Origin of the sequence: Streptomyces maremycinicus (assembly GCF_001184025.1) — a bacterium.
Lineage (GTDB): Bacteria > Actinomycetota > Actinomycetes > Streptomycetales > Streptomycetaceae > Streptomyces > Streptomyces maremycinicus.
Genome location: NZ_BBYG01000008.1, coordinates 388,192 through 407,051, shown reverse-complemented (window position 1 = coordinate 407,051; position 18,860 = coordinate 388,192). Strand labels below are relative to the sequence as shown.

The 18,860-nt window shown below is 72.9% G+C and carries 14 protein-coding genes; 9 read left to right on the top strand and 5 right to left on the bottom strand.

The annotated features are described in order from the left end of the window. Positions 1-73: 73 nt before the first annotated feature. Both AOQ37_RS01965 and AOQ37_RS01960 read left to right on the top strand, forming a co-directional pair. Complete coding sequence (locus tag AOQ37_RS01965; protein ID WP_062640454.1) at positions 74-1,426, top strand: SWIM zinc finger family protein; 1,353 nt, start codon at positions 74-76, stop codon at positions 1,424-1,426. Positions 1,427-1,493: 67 nt separating this feature from the next. Further along, positions 1,494-3,125, top strand: coding sequence for a DUF5691 domain-containing protein (locus tag AOQ37_RS01960; protein WP_062640451.1), 1,632 nt, complete (start codon positions 1,494-1,496; stop codon positions 3,123-3,125). A 228-nt stretch (positions 3,126-3,353) separates the two neighbouring features. Here AOQ37_RS01960 and icmB read toward each other — a convergent pair whose 3' ends face one another. Beyond that, entirely contained in the window at positions 3,354-3,770 is a 417-nt protein-coding gene (gene icmB, locus AOQ37_RS01955; protein WP_020132112.1) for a coenzyme B12-dependent isobutyryl CoA mutase small subunit, read from the bottom strand. A gap of 500 nt (positions 3,771-4,270) precedes the next feature. On the opposite strand from icmB, the gene AOQ37_RS01950 reads away from it, so the two are divergent. Then, positions 4,271-5,266 carry an esterase/lipase family protein gene (locus AOQ37_RS01950; RefSeq protein WP_062640450.1) on the top strand — a complete coding sequence of 332 codons (996 nt, stop codon included), beginning with the start codon at positions 4,271-4,273 and terminating at the stop codon, positions 5,264-5,266. A 334-nt stretch (positions 5,267-5,600) separates the two neighbouring features. Further along, the gene (locus AOQ37_RS01945) at positions 5,601-7,136 is read left to right on the top strand and encodes a M23 family metallopeptidase (protein WP_062640448.1); all 1,536 of its coding nucleotides are present in this window, start codon (positions 5,601-5,603) and stop codon (positions 7,134-7,136) included. 117 nt (positions 7,137-7,253) lie between these two features. Here the strand turns inward: AOQ37_RS01945 and pcrA are convergent, their stop codons facing one another. Further along, complete coding sequence (gene pcrA, locus AOQ37_RS01940; RefSeq protein ID WP_062640446.1) at positions 7,254-9,758, bottom strand: DNA helicase PcrA; 2,505 nt, start codon at positions 9,756-9,758, stop codon at positions 7,254-7,256. Between the two features lie 455 nt (positions 9,759-10,213). On the opposite strand from pcrA, the gene AOQ37_RS01935 reads away from it, so the two are divergent. Beyond that, positions 10,214-11,377, top strand: coding sequence for a C40 family peptidase (locus tag AOQ37_RS01935; RefSeq protein WP_062640444.1), 1,164 nt, complete (start codon positions 10,214-10,216; stop codon positions 11,375-11,377). Positions 11,378-11,813: 436 nt separating this feature from the next. Then, positions 11,814-12,821, top strand: coding sequence for a tellurite resistance/C4-dicarboxylate transporter family protein (locus AOQ37_RS01930; RefSeq protein WP_078889937.1), 1,008 nt, complete (start codon positions 11,814-11,816; stop codon positions 12,819-12,821). On the opposite strand, the gene AOQ37_RS01925 is transcribed toward AOQ37_RS01930, so the two are convergent. Further along, complete coding sequence (locus AOQ37_RS01925) at positions 12,799-13,152, bottom strand: hypothetical protein (RefSeq protein WP_062640440.1); 354 nt, start codon at positions 13,150-13,152, stop codon at positions 12,799-12,801. The genes AOQ37_RS01930 and AOQ37_RS01925 overlap by 23 nt on opposite strands. A gap of 460 nt (positions 13,153-13,612) precedes the next feature. Between AOQ37_RS01925 and AOQ37_RS01920 the strand changes: the two genes are divergently transcribed. Beyond that, the gene (locus AOQ37_RS01920) at positions 13,613-14,695 is read left to right on the top strand and encodes a C40 family peptidase (protein ID WP_062640438.1); all 1,083 of its coding nucleotides are present in this window, start codon (positions 13,613-13,615) and stop codon (positions 14,693-14,695) included. 13 nt (positions 14,696-14,708) lie between these two features. Here the strand turns inward: AOQ37_RS01920 and AOQ37_RS01915 are convergent, their stop codons facing one another. Continuing rightward, entirely contained in the window at positions 14,709-15,461 is a 753-nt protein-coding gene (locus tag AOQ37_RS01915; protein ID WP_062640436.1) for a LuxR C-terminal-related transcriptional regulator, read from the bottom strand. Continuing rightward, positions 15,458-16,786, bottom strand: coding sequence for an ATP-binding protein (locus AOQ37_RS01910; protein WP_199824914.1), 1,329 nt, complete (start codon positions 16,784-16,786; stop codon positions 15,458-15,460). The genes AOQ37_RS01915 and AOQ37_RS01910 overlap by 4 nt, the downstream gene beginning before the upstream one ends. 142 nt (positions 16,787-16,928) lie before the next feature. Between AOQ37_RS01910 and AOQ37_RS01905 the strand changes: the two genes are divergently transcribed. After that, complete coding sequence (locus AOQ37_RS01905; RefSeq protein WP_199824913.1) at positions 16,929-18,617, top strand: PspC domain-containing protein; 1,689 nt, start codon at positions 16,929-16,931, stop codon at positions 18,615-18,617. Next, positions 18,604-18,849, top strand: a complete 246-nt coding sequence (locus AOQ37_RS01900; RefSeq protein ID WP_062640434.1) for a hypothetical protein — start codon at positions 18,604-18,606, stop codon at positions 18,847-18,849. Before AOQ37_RS01905 ends, AOQ37_RS01900 begins: the two co-directional genes overlap by 14 nt. Positions 18,850-18,860 lie beyond the last annotated feature (11 nt).

Below are 18,860 nucleotides of genomic sequence, written 5' to 3'. Positions count from 1 at the left end.
GACGGGGGGTCGTCGGACGGCCTGCGGGTGCTCGCCGGACCGATTGTCAGTGGGGGGATCTACCTTCGATGGCATGACTCAGCAGGGGGTGCGCTGGACGGCGGACCAGGTGCTGGCACTGGCGCCTGACTCCACGTCACGCAAAGCGGGAAGCAAACTCGGCACGGCCGGTCCGTGGTCGGGCACGGGCAGTTCGCGGGAGGGGGCGGTGTGGGGTCTGTGCGAGGGCAGCGGCGGCGCACCGTACCGGACGGTCGTCGACACGGCGGCCGGTGCCGCTCCGGCGTACCGGTGCAGTTGTCCGAGCCGCAAGTTCCCCTGCAAGCACGCGCTCGGGCTGCTGCTGCTCTGGTCGGGCGGCGAGGCGGCGCTGCCGGTGGGGCGGGCACCGGACTGGGCCGAGCAGTGGATCGCCGGGCGCAGGCGGACGGCGGAGAAGGGGGAGGCGGGGCCCGCGGGTTCGGGGTCCGGCCCCGCCGATCCGGAGGGGGCGCGGCGCCGGGCGGAGCGGCGCGCCGAGCGCATCACCTCGGGGGCGACGGAGCTGGAGGAACGGCTCGCCGACCTCCTGCGCTCGGGCCTCGCCACGGCCGAGCAGTCCGGGTACGCGCTGTGGGAGGAGACGGCGGCCCGCATGGTCGACGCCCAGGCACCCGGACTGGCCTCGCGCGTGCGGGAGTTGGGGGCGGTCGCCGGATCCGGGGCGGACTGGCCGGCGCGGCTGCTGGAGGAGTGCGCGCTGCTCCACCTCCTGGACCAGGGCTGGCTGCACCGTGAGCGGCTGCCGGACGCCCTGGCGGCGACGGTCCGGGCCCGCGTGGGCCTGCCGTCCTCGGCGACGGGCCCGCCGGTCCGCGACCACTGGCTGGTGCTCGCCCAGTACGACACGCCCGACCCGAAACTGACGACCCGCCGTATCTGGCTGTACGGCACCGCCTCGGGCCTCACGGCGCTCCTCCTCTCCTACGGAGCGGCGGGCCGCGCACCGGAGCTGACCCTGCCCGTCGGCCTCGCCCTGGACGCCGAACTGTCCGCCCACCCGGGCGCCGGAGGACAACGGGCGTCGCTCGGTGAGCAGTTCGCACCGCCCGTCCTCACCGGGACCCGTCCCCCGGGTGTGACCACGACCGAGGCGACCGCCCGCTACGGCGAGATCCTGCGCCACGACCCCTGGCTGGAGTCCGTCCCGGTGACGCTGGACGACGTCGTGCCGACCCCGGACGGCGACTCCTGGCAACTGGCCGACGCCGAAGGCGCCACGGCGCTGCCGCTCACCCCCGCCGCGGTCTCCCGCCCCGGCCTGTGGCGCCTGGTCGCCCTCTCGGGCGGCGCCCCCGTCCGGGTCTTCGGTGAGTGCGGCCATCGCGGCTTCACCCCGCTGACGGCCTGGCCGACGGGCGCGGGAGAGGCGGTACGCCTGTGCTGAAGGAAACCCGCGGCCGGGCCGACGGCCGCACCGGCACCCCACGACGACGACAGCAGAAGGGAGCCTCGTGAACGCCACTTCGCCCCTCCCCCCGCCGCCCGCATGGGAGGACCTGGTCACCGCCGCGCTTCTCGGCACGGACCGCCGCACACCCCCGGGCGCGGCCCCCGGCCGGGCCGCTCCGGCCGCCCTGCTGGACGCGGCGGCCGCCGAGACCGTCCGCCGCCGGGTCGGTCTGCGCCCGGGCCGGGCGGCCCCCCGGCCGACGCCGGCCGCCGAGGACCCGCGTCCGGCACTGCCCGTCGCCGCGGCCCGCCGGCTCGCCTTCCTGCTGGCCGACCGGCCCGGCACCGGCGCGGGCGGCCGCAGAGGCACCGCGCCGGATCTCATGGAGCTGCTGCCCCAGTGGCTGACGGCGGTGAACGCCCGGGGGTTCGCCGCGCCCGCCGAGTCCCTCCCCGCCTTGCTGGACGCGGCCCGCGGGCGTACGGACCTGCGCCCGGCGGCGCTGGAGTTCGCCGGTCCGCGCGCCCTGTGGCTGGCCCGGCTGAACCCCGACTGGCGGTTCGCCCTGCGCGCGGCACCCGGCGGCGGCGCCTCGCTGCCCGGGCCGACGGAGACCGAACGCACCCGCACGCTCTGGCAGGAGGGCCTGTTCGCCGAGCGGGTCGCCCTCCTGGCGTCGATCCGCCGCCAGGACCCCGACGCGGCCCGCGCACTGCTGTCCGCGACCTGGTCGACGGAACGGGCCGAGGACCGGCTGATGTTCCTCGACTCGCTGCGCGCCGGCCTCGGACCACGCGACGAGCCCTTCCTGGAACAGGCCCTGACGGACCGGAGCCGCAATGTGCGGGCCACCGCGGCGGAGCTGCTCTCGGCGCTGCCGGGTTCCGCGCTCGCCGCCCGGATGGCGGTCCGGGCCGGGGCGTGCGTGGCCGTCGACCACACCGGGGACACACCGACCCTCCTCGTGGAGGCCCCGCACGAGTGCGACGCGGCCATGGAACGCGACGGTGTGTCGGCCAAGGCGCCGCCCGGCCGGGGCGAGCGGTCCTGGTGGTTCGGCCAGCTGATGGAGGCGGCCCCGCTCGCCACCTGGCGGGCGCGCCTGGGCGGCCGTACGCCGGAGCAGATCGTGGCGTTGCCGGTGGCCGACGACTGGCTGGGCGAACTGCACGCGGCGTGGTGCCGGGCCGCCGTCCGCCAGCGCGACGCCGACTGGTCGCGGGCGCTGCTCGGGGTGCCGTCGGCACCCGGCGCGGGCGGGCCCGGCGCGGTCTCGCTGGCCGAGCGGGCCAAGCTGCTGGGCACCCTCCCGGCTGCCGAGCGGGCCGACTGGGTCGCCGGTTTCATCGCGGCCCACGGCCTCTCGGAGGCCTTCCAACTGCTCGGCGTCTGCCCGGTGCCCTGGGCGACACCACTCGGCCGTTCCGTCGTGGACGCGCTCAACATCGCCCGGGACGCGGGCAGTTACCCCTGGAGCTTCAGCGGGGTCATGGGCCTGGCCGAACGCTGCCTGGACCCCGAGGAGGCAACCCACCTGGACGCCCTCCTGGCGGTCCCGGACGAACCGGAGGACGCGTCCCCCGGCGCCGGCGGCTACTGGGCGGAAGCATTCCAACGCCTGGGAAGAACCCTGCGCCTACGAGCAACCATGACCCAAGAACTGCAAGCACCTCAGCAACACCGCCCCGCGTGACCAGCCTGCCCGGCACCTCAGGAACGCCGACTCGCGTAACCAGCCCACCCGGCGATCGAAGACGAGGCCCGCACATCCAGCACACCCGGCACCTGAGGAGCGCCGGCCCGCATGTCCAGCCCGTCCGGCGCTTGAGGACGAGGCCCGTTCAGGGCCGATCGGGGGTCTGGGGGCAGCGCCCCCAGGCACCGTCACCCCGACCCACCCGCACAACCCCCGCAGAAAGACCTACGCGCCGGCAGGCTGCCGCACGTTCGCCCGAACCCAGTCGACGATGGACGCGGTGGTCGCCCCCGGCGTGAAGATCTCCGCGACCCCCTTCTCCTTCAACGGCGCGATGTCCGCCTCCGGAATGATGCCCCCGCCGAACACCAGGATGTCCGCCGCGTCCCGCTCCTTCAGCAGCTCGATCACCGCGGCGAACAGCGTGTTGTGGGCCCCGGACAGGATGGACAGACCGATCGCGTCGGCGTCCTCCTGGATCGCCGTGCCGACGATCTGCTCGGGCGTCTGGTGGAGCCCGGTGTAGATGACCTCCATACCGGCGTCACGCAGCGCCCGCGCGATCACCTTGGCCCCGCGATCGTGGCCGTCGAGCCCCGGCTTGGCCACCACCACGCGGATCGGACCGGCTGCCACACCCATCACTGCCTCCATGAAGCGACTACGTCCATCCTCAACGGCACGGACACCCCGTGCCAGACCGCCCGGGGAAGTGAACGAACGTTATCGCCAGCATCCCGCAACCGGCAGTTTCACGGTGTGGACCGAGGGGGAAATCACACGAAGGGACACTTTCACCGCGCACCGTCCCCCCGCGCCACGGGGGAACAGGCGCACCGGGAGCCGCAGAGAGGTCGTCGTCCCCACGCCACAGGCCGCTGGCGTGGCGGTACGGCGCATCGGAAGGCACGATGGGCACGTAGGACAGGTAAGGCACGACAGCGGGGAGCCTCGTCGCCAGACCGGCAGGGCTCCTTGTGACGTCATCGGTGTAACGGGTGTCACACAAGCCGTACACGCCCCGCACTCCAGGCCGTACCCGCCCCACTCCCTGCCGTGCCCGATCGACCTCCTCCACCGCGACTTCCACGAGGGCACACGGGGGACAGAGAAGTCCTCAGCGTGCCGACAGGAGGTCGGCCATGAAGGTCACCCGGGCACTTCAGCCCTTTTTTCCGCTGTGCCAGCGTCTGCTGCCGGACCTGCGGACCCTTCCGGGCATCCTCAACCTCTCCACCCTGCCGAACCTCCCAGGACTCCCCGGCCTTCCCGGACTGCCCAGCAGACTGGCCGGACTCTCCCTGACCCTGCTCAAGGCGACCGCGCTGGATCTGGCGATCCTCGCGGGCCACCTGCTCCTCTATCCGTCCGGCATCGTCCAGGAGCGCCGCGCCGCGGCCCGCCCGGCGCTGCCCAGGGCGGCCGGCGTCGCCGACCCGGCACAGCTGCCGACCAAGGCACCGCTCCCGGTCGTCCTGCTGCACGGGTTCATCGACAACCGTTCCGTGTTCGTCCTGCTGCGCCGCAGCCTGGCCCAGCACGGCAGGCACCGGGTGGAGTCGCTCAACTACTCCCCCCTGACCTGCGACATCCGGACGGCCGCCGAGTTGCTCGGCCGGCACATCGAGGAGATCTGCGAGCGCACCGGCAGCGCGCAGGTCGATGTGGTCGGACACAGCCTGGGCGGCCTCATCGCCCGCTACTACGTGCAGCGGCTGGGCGGTGACGGCAGGGTCAGGACCCTGGTCACGCTGGGCACCCCGCACTCCGGCACCCGGGTGGCGCCGCTGGCGAACGCCCATCCGATCGTGCGCCAGATGCGCCCGGGCTCCGAGCTGATCGAGGAGCTCTCCCGGCCGGCGCCGGGCTGCCGGACGCAGTTCGTCAGCTTCTGGAGCGACCTCGACCACCTCATGGACCCGCTGGAGTCGGCCTGCGTCGACCATCCCGACCTGTTGGTGCAGAACGTCCGGGTGACCGGGATCGGCCACCTCGCCCTGCCCGTCCACCCGGCCGTCGCCACCGGCATACGGCAGGCCCTCGACACGGCGCCCGCGGGGGCGTCGACCGGCGCTCGGACCGGCGGCCGAGCCGCGACCCGTACGGGTCCTCAGACCGACGGCCTCACCGTGGCCTGACACCGCCCCCTGTCCCACACGCCCCGCGGACACCCCCGACCGACCCCAGCTCCCCCGAGCACACCCACCCGACTCACCCGCGGCTCACTTCCGGCTCACCCCGTGACACCGCCACCGTCGGCCCCGCGGGCCCCCTGACGGCCGTCCGAACCTCACCTCATATCGAACGCCATTCGAACGTAGAGCCAAACCCACGCCCGTCGTCCCCCGAAACACGGCCGAATGCCCCTTTCCCGCAGGCACGAAACCTGCGGAAGATTGTCGTGCCCGCGTACTGCCGGGTACAGTCGCCGCACTGCTCTGGCAGCCCCTGTTGTCGGCGAAAGAGAAGTTGGTGAACGACCGTCACCCGTCGGGGATCATGACCACCCCGACCCCGGCTTCCGACGCCGCTTCGGCGCACTACGCGTCGTACGGCACCCAGGAAGCCCAGTACGACGGCTTCACCACGTACCAGCGCTACGAGACCGGCGCCTTCGACGCCGGCGCCCACGCCGGCGGCCACTTCGCGCAGGCCGACCCGCTCTTCGGCGCGCTCCCGGACGACGGCACGAATCTCGCGACCGGCACGTACGACACCACCCAATGGGGCACCGGCAGCCACCAGGCCCCGGACACGGGCAGTCACCAGACCCTGAACTACGACGGGTACGCGGCCCAGCACCACGCCGCCTACGACACGGGCGCGTACGAGACCACCGCCTGGTCCCCCGACCACCACCAGCAGCTGAACGCCGTTCCGCCGCAGGGCACGGCACCGGATGCCAGTGGCCAGTGGGACGCGAGCGCCTGGCTCCAGCCCGACGGAGCCGTGAGCCCGGCCGCCGACCGGACCCAGCAGTGGGAATGGGGCACGCAGGCCTTCGACACCGGCGCCTACGACGCCACCCAGTGGAACTCCGACGGCGGCGAGACCGACCGCCAGAGCGCCGACGAGCACGAGCAGCAGGCCGAGGTCCCGTTCGACCAGCTGGCCACCGCCACCTTCGAGCAGGTCGGGCAGGACGAACACGCCCCTGCCGAGGGCGAGTCGTCGGACGGCGCTCCGCTGCCCCTCCTCGACGACCAGGAGGAGGCCGCCCCGGTTCCGGTCCCCGCGCCCGGCGGGCGGGCTGCCGCCCGCAACGCGAACCGTTCCCGGCGCCGGATGCCCGCGAAGCGCTCCGCGCTGCTGACCGTGGCCGTGCCCTCGGTGTGCGTGATGGGAGTCGCCGGTATCGCCGCGGCCTCGGTCGGCTCGCTGACCGGCGGCGACGACAAGGACACCACGGCCTCCGCCGCGGACGCGCAGCCGGTGAAACCGTCCGCCGCCAACAACAAGCTGGACGCCCAGCTCGAGACCCTCAGCGCGGAGGCCGACGACTTCGCCGACCGGGCCAGCCGGACGCAGGAACGTCTCGACCTGAAGACGCAGCAGGAAGCCGAGAAGAAGAAGGCGGCGGCCGAGGCGGCCCGCAAGGAGCGGCTGCGCCCCAAGTACGCCCTTCCGGTCTCGCAGCACGGCCTCAGCGCCTACTTCGGCCAGGCCGGCATCAACTGGATGTCCCAGCACACCGGTATCGACTTCCCCGTCTCCTACGGCACGACCGTGATGGCGGCCACCGACGGCACCGTACGGACGCAGTGGAACAGCGCCTACGGCAACATGATGATCGTGACGGCGAAGGACGGCACGGAGACCTGGTACTGCCACCTCTCCAGCTACCGCGTCTCCTCCGGTACGACGGTCAAGGCCGGCGACCCGATCGCGTACTCCGGCAACTCCGGCAACTCCACCGGCCCGCACCTGCACTTCGAGGTCCGGCCCGCGGGCGGCTCCGCGATCGACCCGCTGCCGTGGCTGCGCAGCCACGGACTCAACCCGACGTGACCTGAACGCCTTTCGCGCTCCGGGCCCCCGCTGTCGCAGCGGGGGCTCACTGCTGCGCCACGACTCCTGCGCCTACAGCGTGCGCACCTACAGCTTCTGCACCTACAGGTTCTGCACCTACAGCTTCTCCACCGGCGCGTACCGCAGCAGCAGACGCTTCGGCTTGACGTCGCCGAAGTCGACCGTCGCCTCCGCGTTCGCGCCCGTGCCCTTCACCCCGACGACCGTGCCGAGACCGAACTGGTCGTGGGTGACACGGTCTCCGACGGCCAGCGAGACCACCGGCTTGTCGGCGGACCGGCGCGTCGCGAAGCCGGACGCGCCGGCGGCCGAGGAACGCGAGCGGGACGAGGACAGCGAAGCCGCCACGCCGGAGACGGGACCGGAGGACACGGGCACGGTCGCCCCCGTCCGCTTCCAGTCCACATGCGTCGGCGGGATCTCCTCCAGGAACCGGGAGGGCGGGTTGTACGACGGCTGTCCCCAGGCGCTGCGCAGTGCGGACCTCGTCAGGTAGAGCCGCTCCCGCGCGCGGGTGATGCCGACGTACGCCAGGCGGCGCTCCTCCTCGAGCTCCTTGGTCTGGCCGAGGGCGCGCATGTGCGGGAAGACGCCGTCCTCCATGCCGGTGAGGAACACGACCGGGAACTCGAGTCCCTTGGCGGTGTGCAGGGTCATCAGGGTGATGACGCCCGAACCGTCCTCCTCCTCGTCGGGGATCTGGTCGGAGTCGGCGACCAGGGCGACCCGCTCGAGGAACTCGGAGAGTCCGACCGGGGCCGTGCCCTCGCTCTCGCCCTCCGCCGCGGCGGCCTCCTGCTCGAACTCCAGGGCGACGGCGGCGAGTTCCTGGAGGTTCTCGATCCGAGTCTCGTCCTGCGGGTCGGTGGAGGCCTGCAACTCGGCGAGGTAGCCGGTGCGTTCGAGCACCGCCTCCAGGACCGTCGCCGGACCGGCGCCGGACTCGACGATCGTGCGGAGCTCCTCCATCAGCGCGTTGAACCGCTTCACGGCGTTCGTCGACCGCGAGGCCATGCCGTAGGCCTCGTCGACGCGCTTCAGGGCCTGCGGGAAGCTGATCTTCTCGCGCTGGGAGAGGGCGTCGATCATCGCCTCGGCACGGTCGCCGATGCCGCGCTTGGGCACGTTGAGGATCCGGCGCAGCGGCACCGAGTCCTCCGGGTTGGCCAGCACACGCAGGTAGGCCAGGACGTCCCGGACCTCCTTGCGCTCGTAGAAGCGGACCCCGCCGACGACCTTGTAGGGCAGGCCGACGCGGATGAAGATCTCCTCGAAGACACGGGACTGGGCGTTGGTGCGGTAGAAGACGGCGACATCGCCCGCCTTCGCGTCACCCGCGTCCGTCAGCCGGTCTATCTCGTCGGCGACGAACTGCGCCTCGTCGTGCTCGGTGTCGGCGACGTAGCCGGTGATCCGCGCGCCCGCGCCCGCGTTGGTCCACAGGTTCTTGGGGCGGCGGGACTCGTTGCGCTCGATGACGGCGTTGGCGGCGGACAGGATCGTCTGCGTGGAGCGGTAGTTCTGCTCCAGCAGGATCGTCGTCGCGTCCGGGTAGTCCTCCTCGAACTGGAGGATGTTGCGGATCGTCGCGCCGCGGAAGGCGTAGATCGACTGGTCGGCGTCACCTACGACGCAGAGTTCGGCGGGCGGCACGTCGTACTCGCCCGGGGGGACGTCGACGGGGTGCTCGGAGGTGCCGACCAGCTCGCGCACGAGGGCGTACTGGGCGTGGTTGGTGTCCTGGTACTCGTCGACCAGGACGTGCCGGAACCGGCGGCGGTAGTGCTCGGCGACGTCCGGGAAGGCGCGCAGCAGATTGACCGTCGTCATGATCAGGTCGTCGAAGTCGAGGGCGTTGGCCTCGCGCAGCCGCGACTGGTACATCGCGTAGGCCTGGGCGAGGGTCTTCTCGAAGCCGTCGGCGGCCTGGGCGGCGAAGTCCTCCTCGTCGATCAACTCGTTCTTCAGGTTGCTGATCTTGGCGCTGAAGGACTTGGGCGGGTAGCGCTTGGGGTCGAGGTCCAGGTCGCGGCAGACCAGGGCCATCAGGCGCTTGGAGTCGGCGGCGTCGTAGATCGAGAACGAGGACGTGAAGCCGAGCCGCTTGCTCTCGCGGCGCAGGATGCGCACGCACGAACTGTGGAAGGTCATCACCCACATCGCGTTCGCGCGCGGGCCGACGAGCGCTTCGACGCGCTCCTTCATCTCGCCCGCGGCCTTGTTGGTGAAGGTGATCGCGAGGATCTGTCCCGGGTGCACCTGCCGCTCGGCGAGGAGGTGGGCGATGCGGTGGGTGAGCACGCGCGTCTTGCCGGAGCCGGCGCCGGCCACGATGAGCAGCGGGGAGCCGGCGTGGGTGACGGCCGCGCGCTGGTTGTCGTTCAGCCCCTCCAGGAGTGCGGCCGCGTCCAGGACGGGGCGCGGGGCGCCGCCGCGGTAGTGGGTGTCCCGGTCGGGGGGCACGTCGAACTTCCCGCCGAACAGATCGTCCGGAACCGACTCCGGTCCGTGATCGTCCTCGGGCGGTGGCGGGGGTTCCTCCTCATGGGCGCGGGGGCCCTGGAGGTTCGCCAGGAAGCTGTCGTCAAAGAGGCTGCTCATCGCCCTCCGAGTCTAGAGGGCGCCACTGACAACCCGCCGCCGTCCCGGAACATCTCCCCACTCACCCTCCGGGACGCCCCTGTCACGATCCGCGACCCGTGGGACGGCGACATGGACCGCCGACCGAAGGTCACGAAAATGTATCGGGCATATCGCCCGACAACCTTCACACGGACCACACGAGTTGGCTACCGTGCCGAGCAGGCCGTAGGACCCCCACCGGCGAACCCCGCCGGACCGCACGGCCTCCGCCGAGTCCGACGCGTCCGCTCACGCCGACGGAACCGGGGACCCACCGAGATCTCGGGGTGAATCGGCCCGACGCCCCTTCGGGGACGGGCCGTAGGGCAACCCTTCCGACACACCTGCCCGAACCTCCCCCAGCGCCTGACCGGCCTGGCGGGGACCCCCCACCGCTGACCCGGCAGGCGGAGCACTGGAAGGAGTCGCCTCCCTTGGCGTCGCAGCACCGCAAGCCGCGCTCCGCGGGCACGCGCGTGACGGGCATACGCACCCCCGCCCTCGCCACCGCCGCCCTCACGTCCGTGGCCCTGCTCTCCCAGACGGCGAACGCCGCGCCGTCGGACGACGGCAAGCCGAGTCTGGAGGAGGTCGAGAAGAAGGTCGACGACCTCTACCGCCAGGCCGAGTCGGCGACCGAGAACTACAACGCCGCCAAGGAGAAGACGACCAAGCAGCGCAAACTCGTCGACGGCCTCCTGGACGGCGTCGCGCGGCGCACCCAGAAGCTCAACGAGGCGCGGGAGGAGCTGGGTTCCTACGCCGCGGCCCAGTACCGCACCGGCGCCTCCGCACCCGACACGGCGTCCTTCCTGCTCGCGGACACCCCGCAGGACTACTTCGACCAGAACCACCTGATGAGCCGGCTGACCGAGCGCCGGAAGGGCGCGGTCGACGACTACGTCACCGAGCGGGCCGCGACGATGAAACAGCGCCAGGAGGCCGCCGAGAGCCTCGCGACGCTCACCGACTCGCAGAGCGACCTCAAGACCGCCAAGGCCACCGTTCAGAAGAAGCTCGCCGACGCGCGCGAGCTGCTGTCCCGGCTGACGGCCCAGGAGAAGGCGCGCCTCGCGGCGATCGAGAAGCAGCGGCAGGAGGAGGCCGCGCGCCGGGCGGCGGAGCTGGCCCGGCAGCAGGCGGCCGAGCAGGCCGCGGGCGGGCAGGAGAGCGGCGGCACGTCAACGGAGACCGGGGCGTCCTCGACCGCGCCCTCCTCCGCCGGGGACCCCTCGTACGCCACGAAGGCCGACAAGGCCCTCGCCTTCGCCCGCGCGCAGATCGGCAAGCCGTACGTCTGGGGTGCGACCGGCCCCGACTCCTACGACTGCTCCGGTCTCACCCAGGCCGCCTGGAAGGCCGCCGGCGTCACCCTTCCGCGCACCACCTACGACCAGGTCACCGCGGGCACCACGGTCTCCCTCGCCGACGCCCTGCCCGGTGACCTGATCTTCTTCTACGACGACGTCAGCCATGTCGGCGTCTACATCGGCAACGGCATGATGATCCACGCGCCGAAGCCGGGCGCGTACGTCCGCGAGGAGTCGGTCTTCTACGACGGCGAGTCGAGCATCCACAGCGTGGTGCGCCCCGCCTGAGTACACGCTCCCCGAGCCTCCCGCGCCCGGGCGCCCCACGGGCACGCGTGAGGCACAGAGGACAAGAGCCCCGCACGCATCGGGCACGCGCGCGTGGGGCCCGCACGGCAGAAGCCCACGCGCATCGGGCACCCGCACGGCAGAAGCCCGCGCGGCAGAGGCCCGCACGCGTCAGGCCCGCGCGCATCAGGCCCGCACGGCAGAAGCCCGCGCGCACCCGCACGGCAGAAGCCCGCGCGGCAGAAGCCCGCACGCTTCGGGCCAGCACGGCTGAAGTCCGTCAGGCCGGCGCACCGGAGGCACGCGCGCGCGTGCCCGCGGGTGCGGAGATGCCGTGATGCCGCGCCCGCGGCCACCGCCCGGCACCCGCGCGTATTTCTGCGCGCCCGCGCGTGCCCCGCTTCCGCGGCGCGCCGCGCTCCTTAGCATCGGCCGCATGCCAGGCTCCCCCGCCCTCCCGTCGCCGGCGCCCTCCCCCGGCTCCCCGTTCCTCGTCTGGTGGGCGCAGCGGCCACCGGCGGCGGGGGCCGCGGTCATGGCGACCGGCATCATGTCGATCGGTCTGCACCTGACGGGGTACGACGTCCTGTCCCGCGTCACCCTGGCGATGGCGTGCGTCGGATGGGTGGCACTGGCGGCGGACTTCGCCGTACGGCTGGTGCGCAGGCGCGAGCGGTGGCTGACCGAGGCGGGCACGCCCGGCGCGATGACCGCGGTGGCGGCGACGGCTGTGCTCGGCACGGGGTTCTCCGCGCTCGGCCGGCACACCCTCTCGGAGGCGCTGCTGGCGCTGGCGGCGGTGCTGTGGCCCGTGCTGCTCGTGACCGTCGTACGGCGGTGGAAGCGGGGTATGCCGGGGACGGTGTTCCTGTGCTGTGTGGCCACCCAGGGGCTCGCCGTGCAGGGAGCGGTCCTCGCCGAGGCGGAGGCGGCGGCCTGGCTCGCGCACACGGCGCTCGTGCTGTTCTGGCTCGGCCTCGTGCTGTACGGCGTCGCCCTCGCCCTCTTCGACCCGCGGCAGCCGGCCGAGGGCGCCGGGGACCAGTGGGTGGCGGGCGGCGCGCTCGCCATCTCGGCGCTGGCGGGGGCGCGACTCCTCACGGCGGACGACGGGGGCATGTACCTGTGGAACGCCGACGACACCGGCGTCCTGCGCACGGTGACCGTGGCGCTGCTGGTGCTCTCCCTGGCCTGGTACGCCGTCCTGCTCGTCGCCGAGGTGCGGTGGCCGCGGCCGCGCTACGACATGTGCCGCTGGGCGACCGTCTTCCCGATGGGGATGACGGCGGTGGCGACCCTGTCCGTCGCCGCCGCCGTCGATGTGCCGTCTCTGAAGGGGCCGGGGCAGGTGCTGCTGTGGGTGGCCGTGGCCGCGTGGCTGGTGGTCGCCGCGGCGGCTCTGGCCACGGCGCTGGCGTCCGTCAGGTCCAGAGCACCGCGATGAAGACGTTCGCCACGGTCAGCAGTCCGACCAGGCCGAACAGGGGCTTCTCCACCGTCTCGTCGTCCCGCTTCACATAGACGAGGCCGAGGATCACGATCAGCAGGGCCAGCTTCACCCCGATCTTGATGTTGTTGACGTGCTGGTCGTCCGCCTGGTTGAGGCCCACCAGGATCACGCCGGTGACCAGCATCGTCGCCGCGCCGTGGAGCATCGCGGGGACGAAGCGGGCCGTGCCCCGGCCCATCGCCTTCAGCTGCGTGAGGAAGCCGCCGAGGAGCGCGGCGATGCCGATGATGTGCAGGCCGACGAAGAGATGGATGAGTAGGTCCATGAAGCCGGATGCTAGTCAGCCGTGCGGGGGTCATCCCTCACCGGCCCTCCCCTTCGGCGACGGCTGCATATATGCGTCCCATAGCACTCAGCCGCTCCCCCGTGTCCCGAAATCGTCGTTTCGGTCAGCGCGTCGCCCGAACCCGACGGCCCGGGTCCGGATTTCCGGGCATTTGCGATCATGACGCGGTCCGCTCGCGTCACTTCCGCACTTCGCGTTACCGGACCGTCACACCCGGGCCTAGCGTCCTCCCCCAGGTGACCGGCTCCCCACCGCCGCCCGGGCCAGGGGCGGCAGTCGGCCACCACCGCCGAGAAGGTCCGGCGGCGGCCGGCTCCCCCTGTCGGGCCGTCGCCGGACGCGTCAGCCGCCCTCCGGGGCCGTCCGTCCGCTCCCCCGACGGCTCTCCGGAGGCGGTACGGCGGACGAGGCGGACGTACGAAAGGACGTGCAGTCCCACGTGGCAGCGCACCGCAAGCCCCGACAGCGCTCGCTCGGCGGCCAGACGGCCCGCACGGCGTTCACCCTCGCTCTCGCGGGCGCCGCGACGGCGACGGCCTTCGACGGAACCGGACAGGCCGAACCGAACCTGACTCCGTCCCAGGTCAAGGCGAAGGTGGCGAAGCTCTACCAGGAGGCCGAGGAGGCGACCGAGAAGTACAACGGCGCCCGGGAGAAGGCGACGGCGGCCGAGCAGCGGCTGGAGAGCCTGCGGGACCAGGCGGCCCGCAAGGAGGAGAAGCTCAACACGGCGCGGGAGACGCTGGGTTCGATGGCCGCCGCGCAGTACCGCAGCACCGGGCTCGACCCGGCCGTGCAACTGGCGCTCTCCGACGATCCCGACCGGTACCTCGACGGCGCCGCCTTCGCCGAACGCGCCGGGGACCGCCAGTCGGCCGCCGTCACCCAGGTACGCCGACAGCTGCGGGAGATCGAGCAGCTGCGCGGCGCGGCGCGTGTCGAACTGACCTCGCTCAAGACCCGCCAGGCCGAGCTGCGGACCCACAAGAAGACGGTCACCGGCAAGCTGGACGCGGCGCGCCGCCTGCTGAACCGGCTGACGGCGGAGGAACGGTCCCGGATCGGCGGGACGACGAGCGGCGGCGGCACCGCGAGCGGCCGCGCCTCACGCTCCTCGGCGGACGGACGCGACAGCCTCCCGCCCGCCGGCTCCGCCACCGTCAAAGCCCCCAACTCCCGAGCGGCGGACGCCGTTTCCTACGCCTACTCCAAGCTCGGCAGTCCCTATGTGTGGGGCGCGACCGGGCCGAACGCCTTCGACTGCTCGGGCCTCGTGCTCGCCTCGTACCGCTCCGCCGGGGTCTCCCTGCCCCGCACGACCTACGCCCAGATCGGCGCCGGACAGCGCGTCTCCCGCTCCGAACTCCTTCCGGGCGACCTGGTGTTCTTCTACTCCGGCATCACCCACGTCGGCCTCTACATCGGCGACGGCCAGATGATCCACGCACCGAACCCGTCGGCTCCGGTGCGCGTGGCACCGATCGACGAGATGCCCTTCGCGGGCGCGACCCGGGTGGTGTGAGACCGCCCGTCCCTCACACCAGCCGTCGCGCGGTCGCCCAGCGGGTCAGCTCGTGCCGGTTGGAGAGCTGGAGCTTGCGCAGCACCGCCGAGACATGCGACTCGACCGTCTTGACGGAGATGAAGAGCTGCTTGGCGATCTCCTTGTAGGCGTATCCGCGGGCGATGAGCCGCAGCACCTCGCGCTCGCGCTGGGTGAGACGGTCCATGTCCTCGTCCACCGGCGGGGCGTCCGTCGAGGCGAACGCGTCGAGGACGAACCCGGCGAGGCGCGGCGAGAAGACGGCGTCGCCCTCCTGCACCCGGAAGATCGAGTCCACCAGGTCGGTACCGGTGATCGTCTTGGTGACATAACCCCGGGCGCCTCCCCTGATCACCCCGATCACATCCTCAGCGGCGTCCGACACGGACAGGGCGAGGAAGCGCACCGGCCGCTCGGCGTCGGCCATCAACGGAGCGCAGCGACGCAACACTTCGACGCCTCCGCCACCCGGCAGATGGACGTCGAGGAGGACCACCTCGGGCCGGGTCGCGGTGATCACCGTGACCGCCTGGTCGACGTCGGCCGCCTCACCGACGACCTCGACGCCGGTCTGCTCGGTCCGGCCGATCTCGGCCTGCACCCCCGTACGGAACATGCGGTGGTCGTCGACGAGGACCACGCGCACATGGCGTCCGCCCGCGCCCCCGGCGGACATCGCCGGCTCGGCCGCCTCCGCCGCTCCCCCTGTGCTGTTCGTGCCGGTCGTGTCGGTCGGGTCGCTCATGACGTCTTCTCCGCCCTCTCCATCTCCAGTTCGACCTCCGTGCCGCCGCCCGGGACGGCCCGCAGCCGCGCCGTGCCGCCGTGGCGCTCCATGCGGCCGATGATCGATTCTCTGACGCCCATGCGGTCGGCGGGTATCGAGTCGAGGTCGAAGCCGGGGCCACGGTCCCGGACGGACACGAAGACCGTCCTGCCCTCGACTTCGGCGTAGACCTGCACGGCGCCGCCCTCGCCACCGTACTTGGCCGCGTTCACCATCGCCTCACGCGCGGCCTGCATCTGTGCCCCGACCCCTTCGTCGAGCGGGCAGTCGCCGACGACGACGACCTCGATGGGGACGCCGTGCTTGTCCTCGACCTCGGCGGCGTTGCGTCGCACGGCGTCGGCGACCGTGGTCGGCTCGTCGGCTTCCTCCTTGCCGGTGCCCTCGGGCTTGTAGAGCCAGGTGCGCAGGTCGCGCTCCTGGGCGCGGGCGAGCCGGCGTACCTCCCCGGCGTTCTCCGCGTTGCGCTGGATCAGGGTCAGGGTGTGCAGCACCGAGTCGTGGACATGGGCGGCGACCTCCGCCCGCTCCTGGGCCCGGATGCGCATCAGACGCTCCTCGGAGAGGTCCTGTGTCATACGGACCAGGTACGGACCGGCGAGGAGCGTGATGCCGACGAGGACGGCGAGGGCCGCCTGGAGCACCGAACCGAGGTGGGCGGCGGAGCCCTGGAGGACGAAGATGCCGGAGACACCGGCCGTGACCAGCAGGACGCCGGCGCCCGCCCGCAGGAGGGTCAGCGTGCGGCGTCTGCGGCCGACCTCGACCCAGCGGGCCCGGCGCGCGTTGTCCGCCTGGCGCCAGACCAGGGCGACGCCCGCGCCGACGAGGACGGCGGGCAGCAGGTACGCCTTGGCGCCGCTGCCCAGATTCACGTTGCCCACGAAGACCATGGCGACGACGACCATGAGGAGCAGCGCGACGATCTGCCCCTTGTCGGGCTTGCGGGCGACGAGTCTGCGACGGCCGTCGGGCGCGGTCTCGGTGCCGACGAGCGCCGGGGGCTTCTGGTCGCCGACCCCGCCGACCCCGAGCGGTACGAAGAACCAGAAGGCCGCGTAGAGCAGGGCGCCGAGACCGTCCGCCATGAACAGGCCCGCGAAGACGAGCCGCACCCACACCACGGGCAGCCCGAGATGCCCGGCGAGCCCCCGCGCCACACCACCGAGCCAGCGTCCGTCACTGCTGCGGTAGAGCTTGCGCGGCGGCCGCGGTTCGACGAGTGGCACTGCTGCGGCTTCCGGCATGCCAACGATGGTCACACGGGCGCCGGTCCCGGGCATCAGGGTTCGCCCCCGAGACGCCCCTGATCTCCCGGTTCCTCGCCCGTCGAACGCCTCCCCGCCCCGGATCAGGGCCGATATCAGGGTCCGACCAGGGTCATTCCGACTGCCGCGAGGGCGGCTCGCCCGCCACCATGGACTCATGACAGATCACCAGCACGCCGCGGACGCCGTGCCTGACGGGGGCACCGCGTCCGACGCGGCCGCCCCGTCCTCCGGCGCCCGGGGCGCCGCGGGTGAGGGACCGCGCGCGCACGAGCGGGCGGGCGCGCACGGAGAACAAGGAGAAGGAGGGGAAGGAGGGGAAGGAGAGGGACGGGTCTCGGGGCGCGGCCCGTCGGCGGGGGCGGGCCCGGACGCGGACGGCAGGACGGCGGTCGAGGCGGCCACCGAGGCCGCGACCGCCGCCGCGGCGGCGGCCCGCACCGGCACGGGAACCGGCGGCGGGTCAGGAGCCGAGGACGCGGCATCGGGCCGGGGGCCGGGTGCGGGCCAGGGGCCGGGCGGAAGCCAGGGGCCCGGAGGGCCGCAGGCGCCGCGAGGGACCGAGACCGCCGGGCTTTTGCCCAGGCTCCGGCGGGACCGCGAGCACAAGGTGCTCGCCGGGGTGTGCGCGGGCCTCGGGCGGCAGTGCGACATGGACCCGGTGATCTTCCGGATCACGCTCGCCGTGCTCTCCGCGACCGGCGGCATCGGGCTCATCTTCTACGGGTTCGCCTGGCTCTTCGTCCCCTACTCCGACGACGAACAGAACGAGGTGCGCAAGCTGCTGACCGGCCGGGTGGACGGCCAGGCCCTCGCGGCCGTGCTGTTCGCGCTGGTCGGCTGCGGGGTGTTCCTGTCGATGCTGAACAACGGCAGCGTGCTGGCCTTCGCCGTCGTCGTCTCCTTCCTCCTCGCGGGCGCCGGCTACTGGTCACGGCACCGGGACTCCTCGGACTCCGACCCGTTGGCCGCGCAGGCCGTGGCCGACGCCCCGCCGGAGGCCCAGGCGCCGCCCGTCCCCTCCGCCTACCCCTCCTGGTGGCGCGACCCCATCGTCAAGGACGGGACGCACGACGGCGGCACGGGCTATCTGTGGGGCCCGTGGGACGCCCGCGCCCGGGACTTCACGGCGACCATCGACGTCGACCTCGCCGGCCACACGCGCCGTCCCGAGGACATACGGGCCCCGCACAAGCCGTACGCCGGGCCGCGCGGCCCGCGCTGGATCGGCGGCTGGCTCTTCCTGCTCGCCGCGGCCGCGGCCGGCCTCGTCACCCGGCTGACCTGGGACGACCATCCGCTCGGCACCAGCCTCCAGGCGGGGCTCGCGGCGGCGCTGATCGTGCTCGGCGTGGGCATCGCGGTCAGCTCGTTCCTGGGGCGGACCGGCGCGGGGTCGGTGTTCCTGGCGATCGTCACGGCGGGCTTGCTGGCCGGTACGGCCGTCCTGCCCAAGGACATCGGGACGCGCTGGATCGACACGGTGTGGCAGCCGGCGGCGGTGGCGGACGTACGGCCGGACTACGACCTGGGCACCGGGGACGGCACCCTGGACCTGTCCCGGCTGGAACTCGCGAAGGGGCAGACGGTGAGCACCAACGCGGAGGTGGGGGCGGGTCGGCTCCGGGTGATCGTCCCGCCGGACGTGACCGTGAAGGTGAGGATCGACGTGGGGCTGGGGGACATCCAGCTGCCGGGCGACGACGAGAAGGATGTGGATGTGCAGCCGGGCAAGCACAAGGAGGTGACCCTGTCGCCGGTCTCGGGCGGCAAGGACGGCGGGACCATCGACCTGGACCTCCAGGTCGGAGTGGGACAGGCGGAGGTGGCCCGTGCTGCGTCATGAGTTCCGGCCGGGCAGGCTGGTCGCCGGTGCCTTCTTCACCCTCGCGGGCGTCATCTACGCGGGTGACGCGGGCGGTCTCTGGGAGACGCCGTGGTTCGTGGTGATCCCGGTGGTCTCGGCCGGCCTCTGCCTGGCGGGCGCGACCGGCGCGGTGGCGGGAAGCATACGCAGACGCCGGGTCCGGTCCCGCCGGACCACCCCGGCCGGCCCCGGCCCGGACCCGACCGCCTGACCGACGGCACG

Coding starts and splice junctions, on each gene's coding strand:
- AOQ37_RS01950 (WP_062640450.1), top strand. CDS start 4,271: ATGAAGGTCACCCGGGCACTTCAGCCCTTTTTTCCGCTGTGCCAGCGT.
- AOQ37_RS01905 (WP_199824913.1), top strand. CDS start 16,929: ATGACAGATCACCAGCACGCCGCGGACGCCGTGCCTGACGGGGGCACC.
- AOQ37_RS01910 (WP_199824914.1), bottom strand. CDS start 16,786: ATGCCCGGGACCGGCGCCCGTGTGACCATCGTTGGCATGCCGGAAGCC.
- icmB (WP_020132112.1), bottom strand. CDS start 3,770: ATGGGTGTGGCAGCCGGTCCGATCCGCGTGGTGGTGGCCAAGCCGGGG.
- pcrA (WP_062640446.1), bottom strand. CDS start 9,758: ATGAGCAGCCTCTTTGACGACAGCTTCCTGGCGAACCTCCAGGGCCCC.
- AOQ37_RS01930 (WP_078889937.1), top strand. CDS start 11,814: ATGCCAGGCTCCCCCGCCCTCCCGTCGCCGGCGCCCTCCCCCGGCTCC.
- AOQ37_RS01915 (WP_062640436.1), bottom strand. CDS start 15,461: ATGAGCGACCCGACCGACACGACCGGCACGAACAGCACAGGGGGAGCG.
- AOQ37_RS01965 (WP_062640454.1), top strand. CDS start 74: ATGACTCAGCAGGGGGTGCGCTGGACGGCGGACCAGGTGCTGGCACTG.
- AOQ37_RS01925 (WP_062640440.1), bottom strand. CDS start 13,152: ATGGACCTACTCATCCATCTCTTCGTCGGCCTGCACATCATCGGCATC.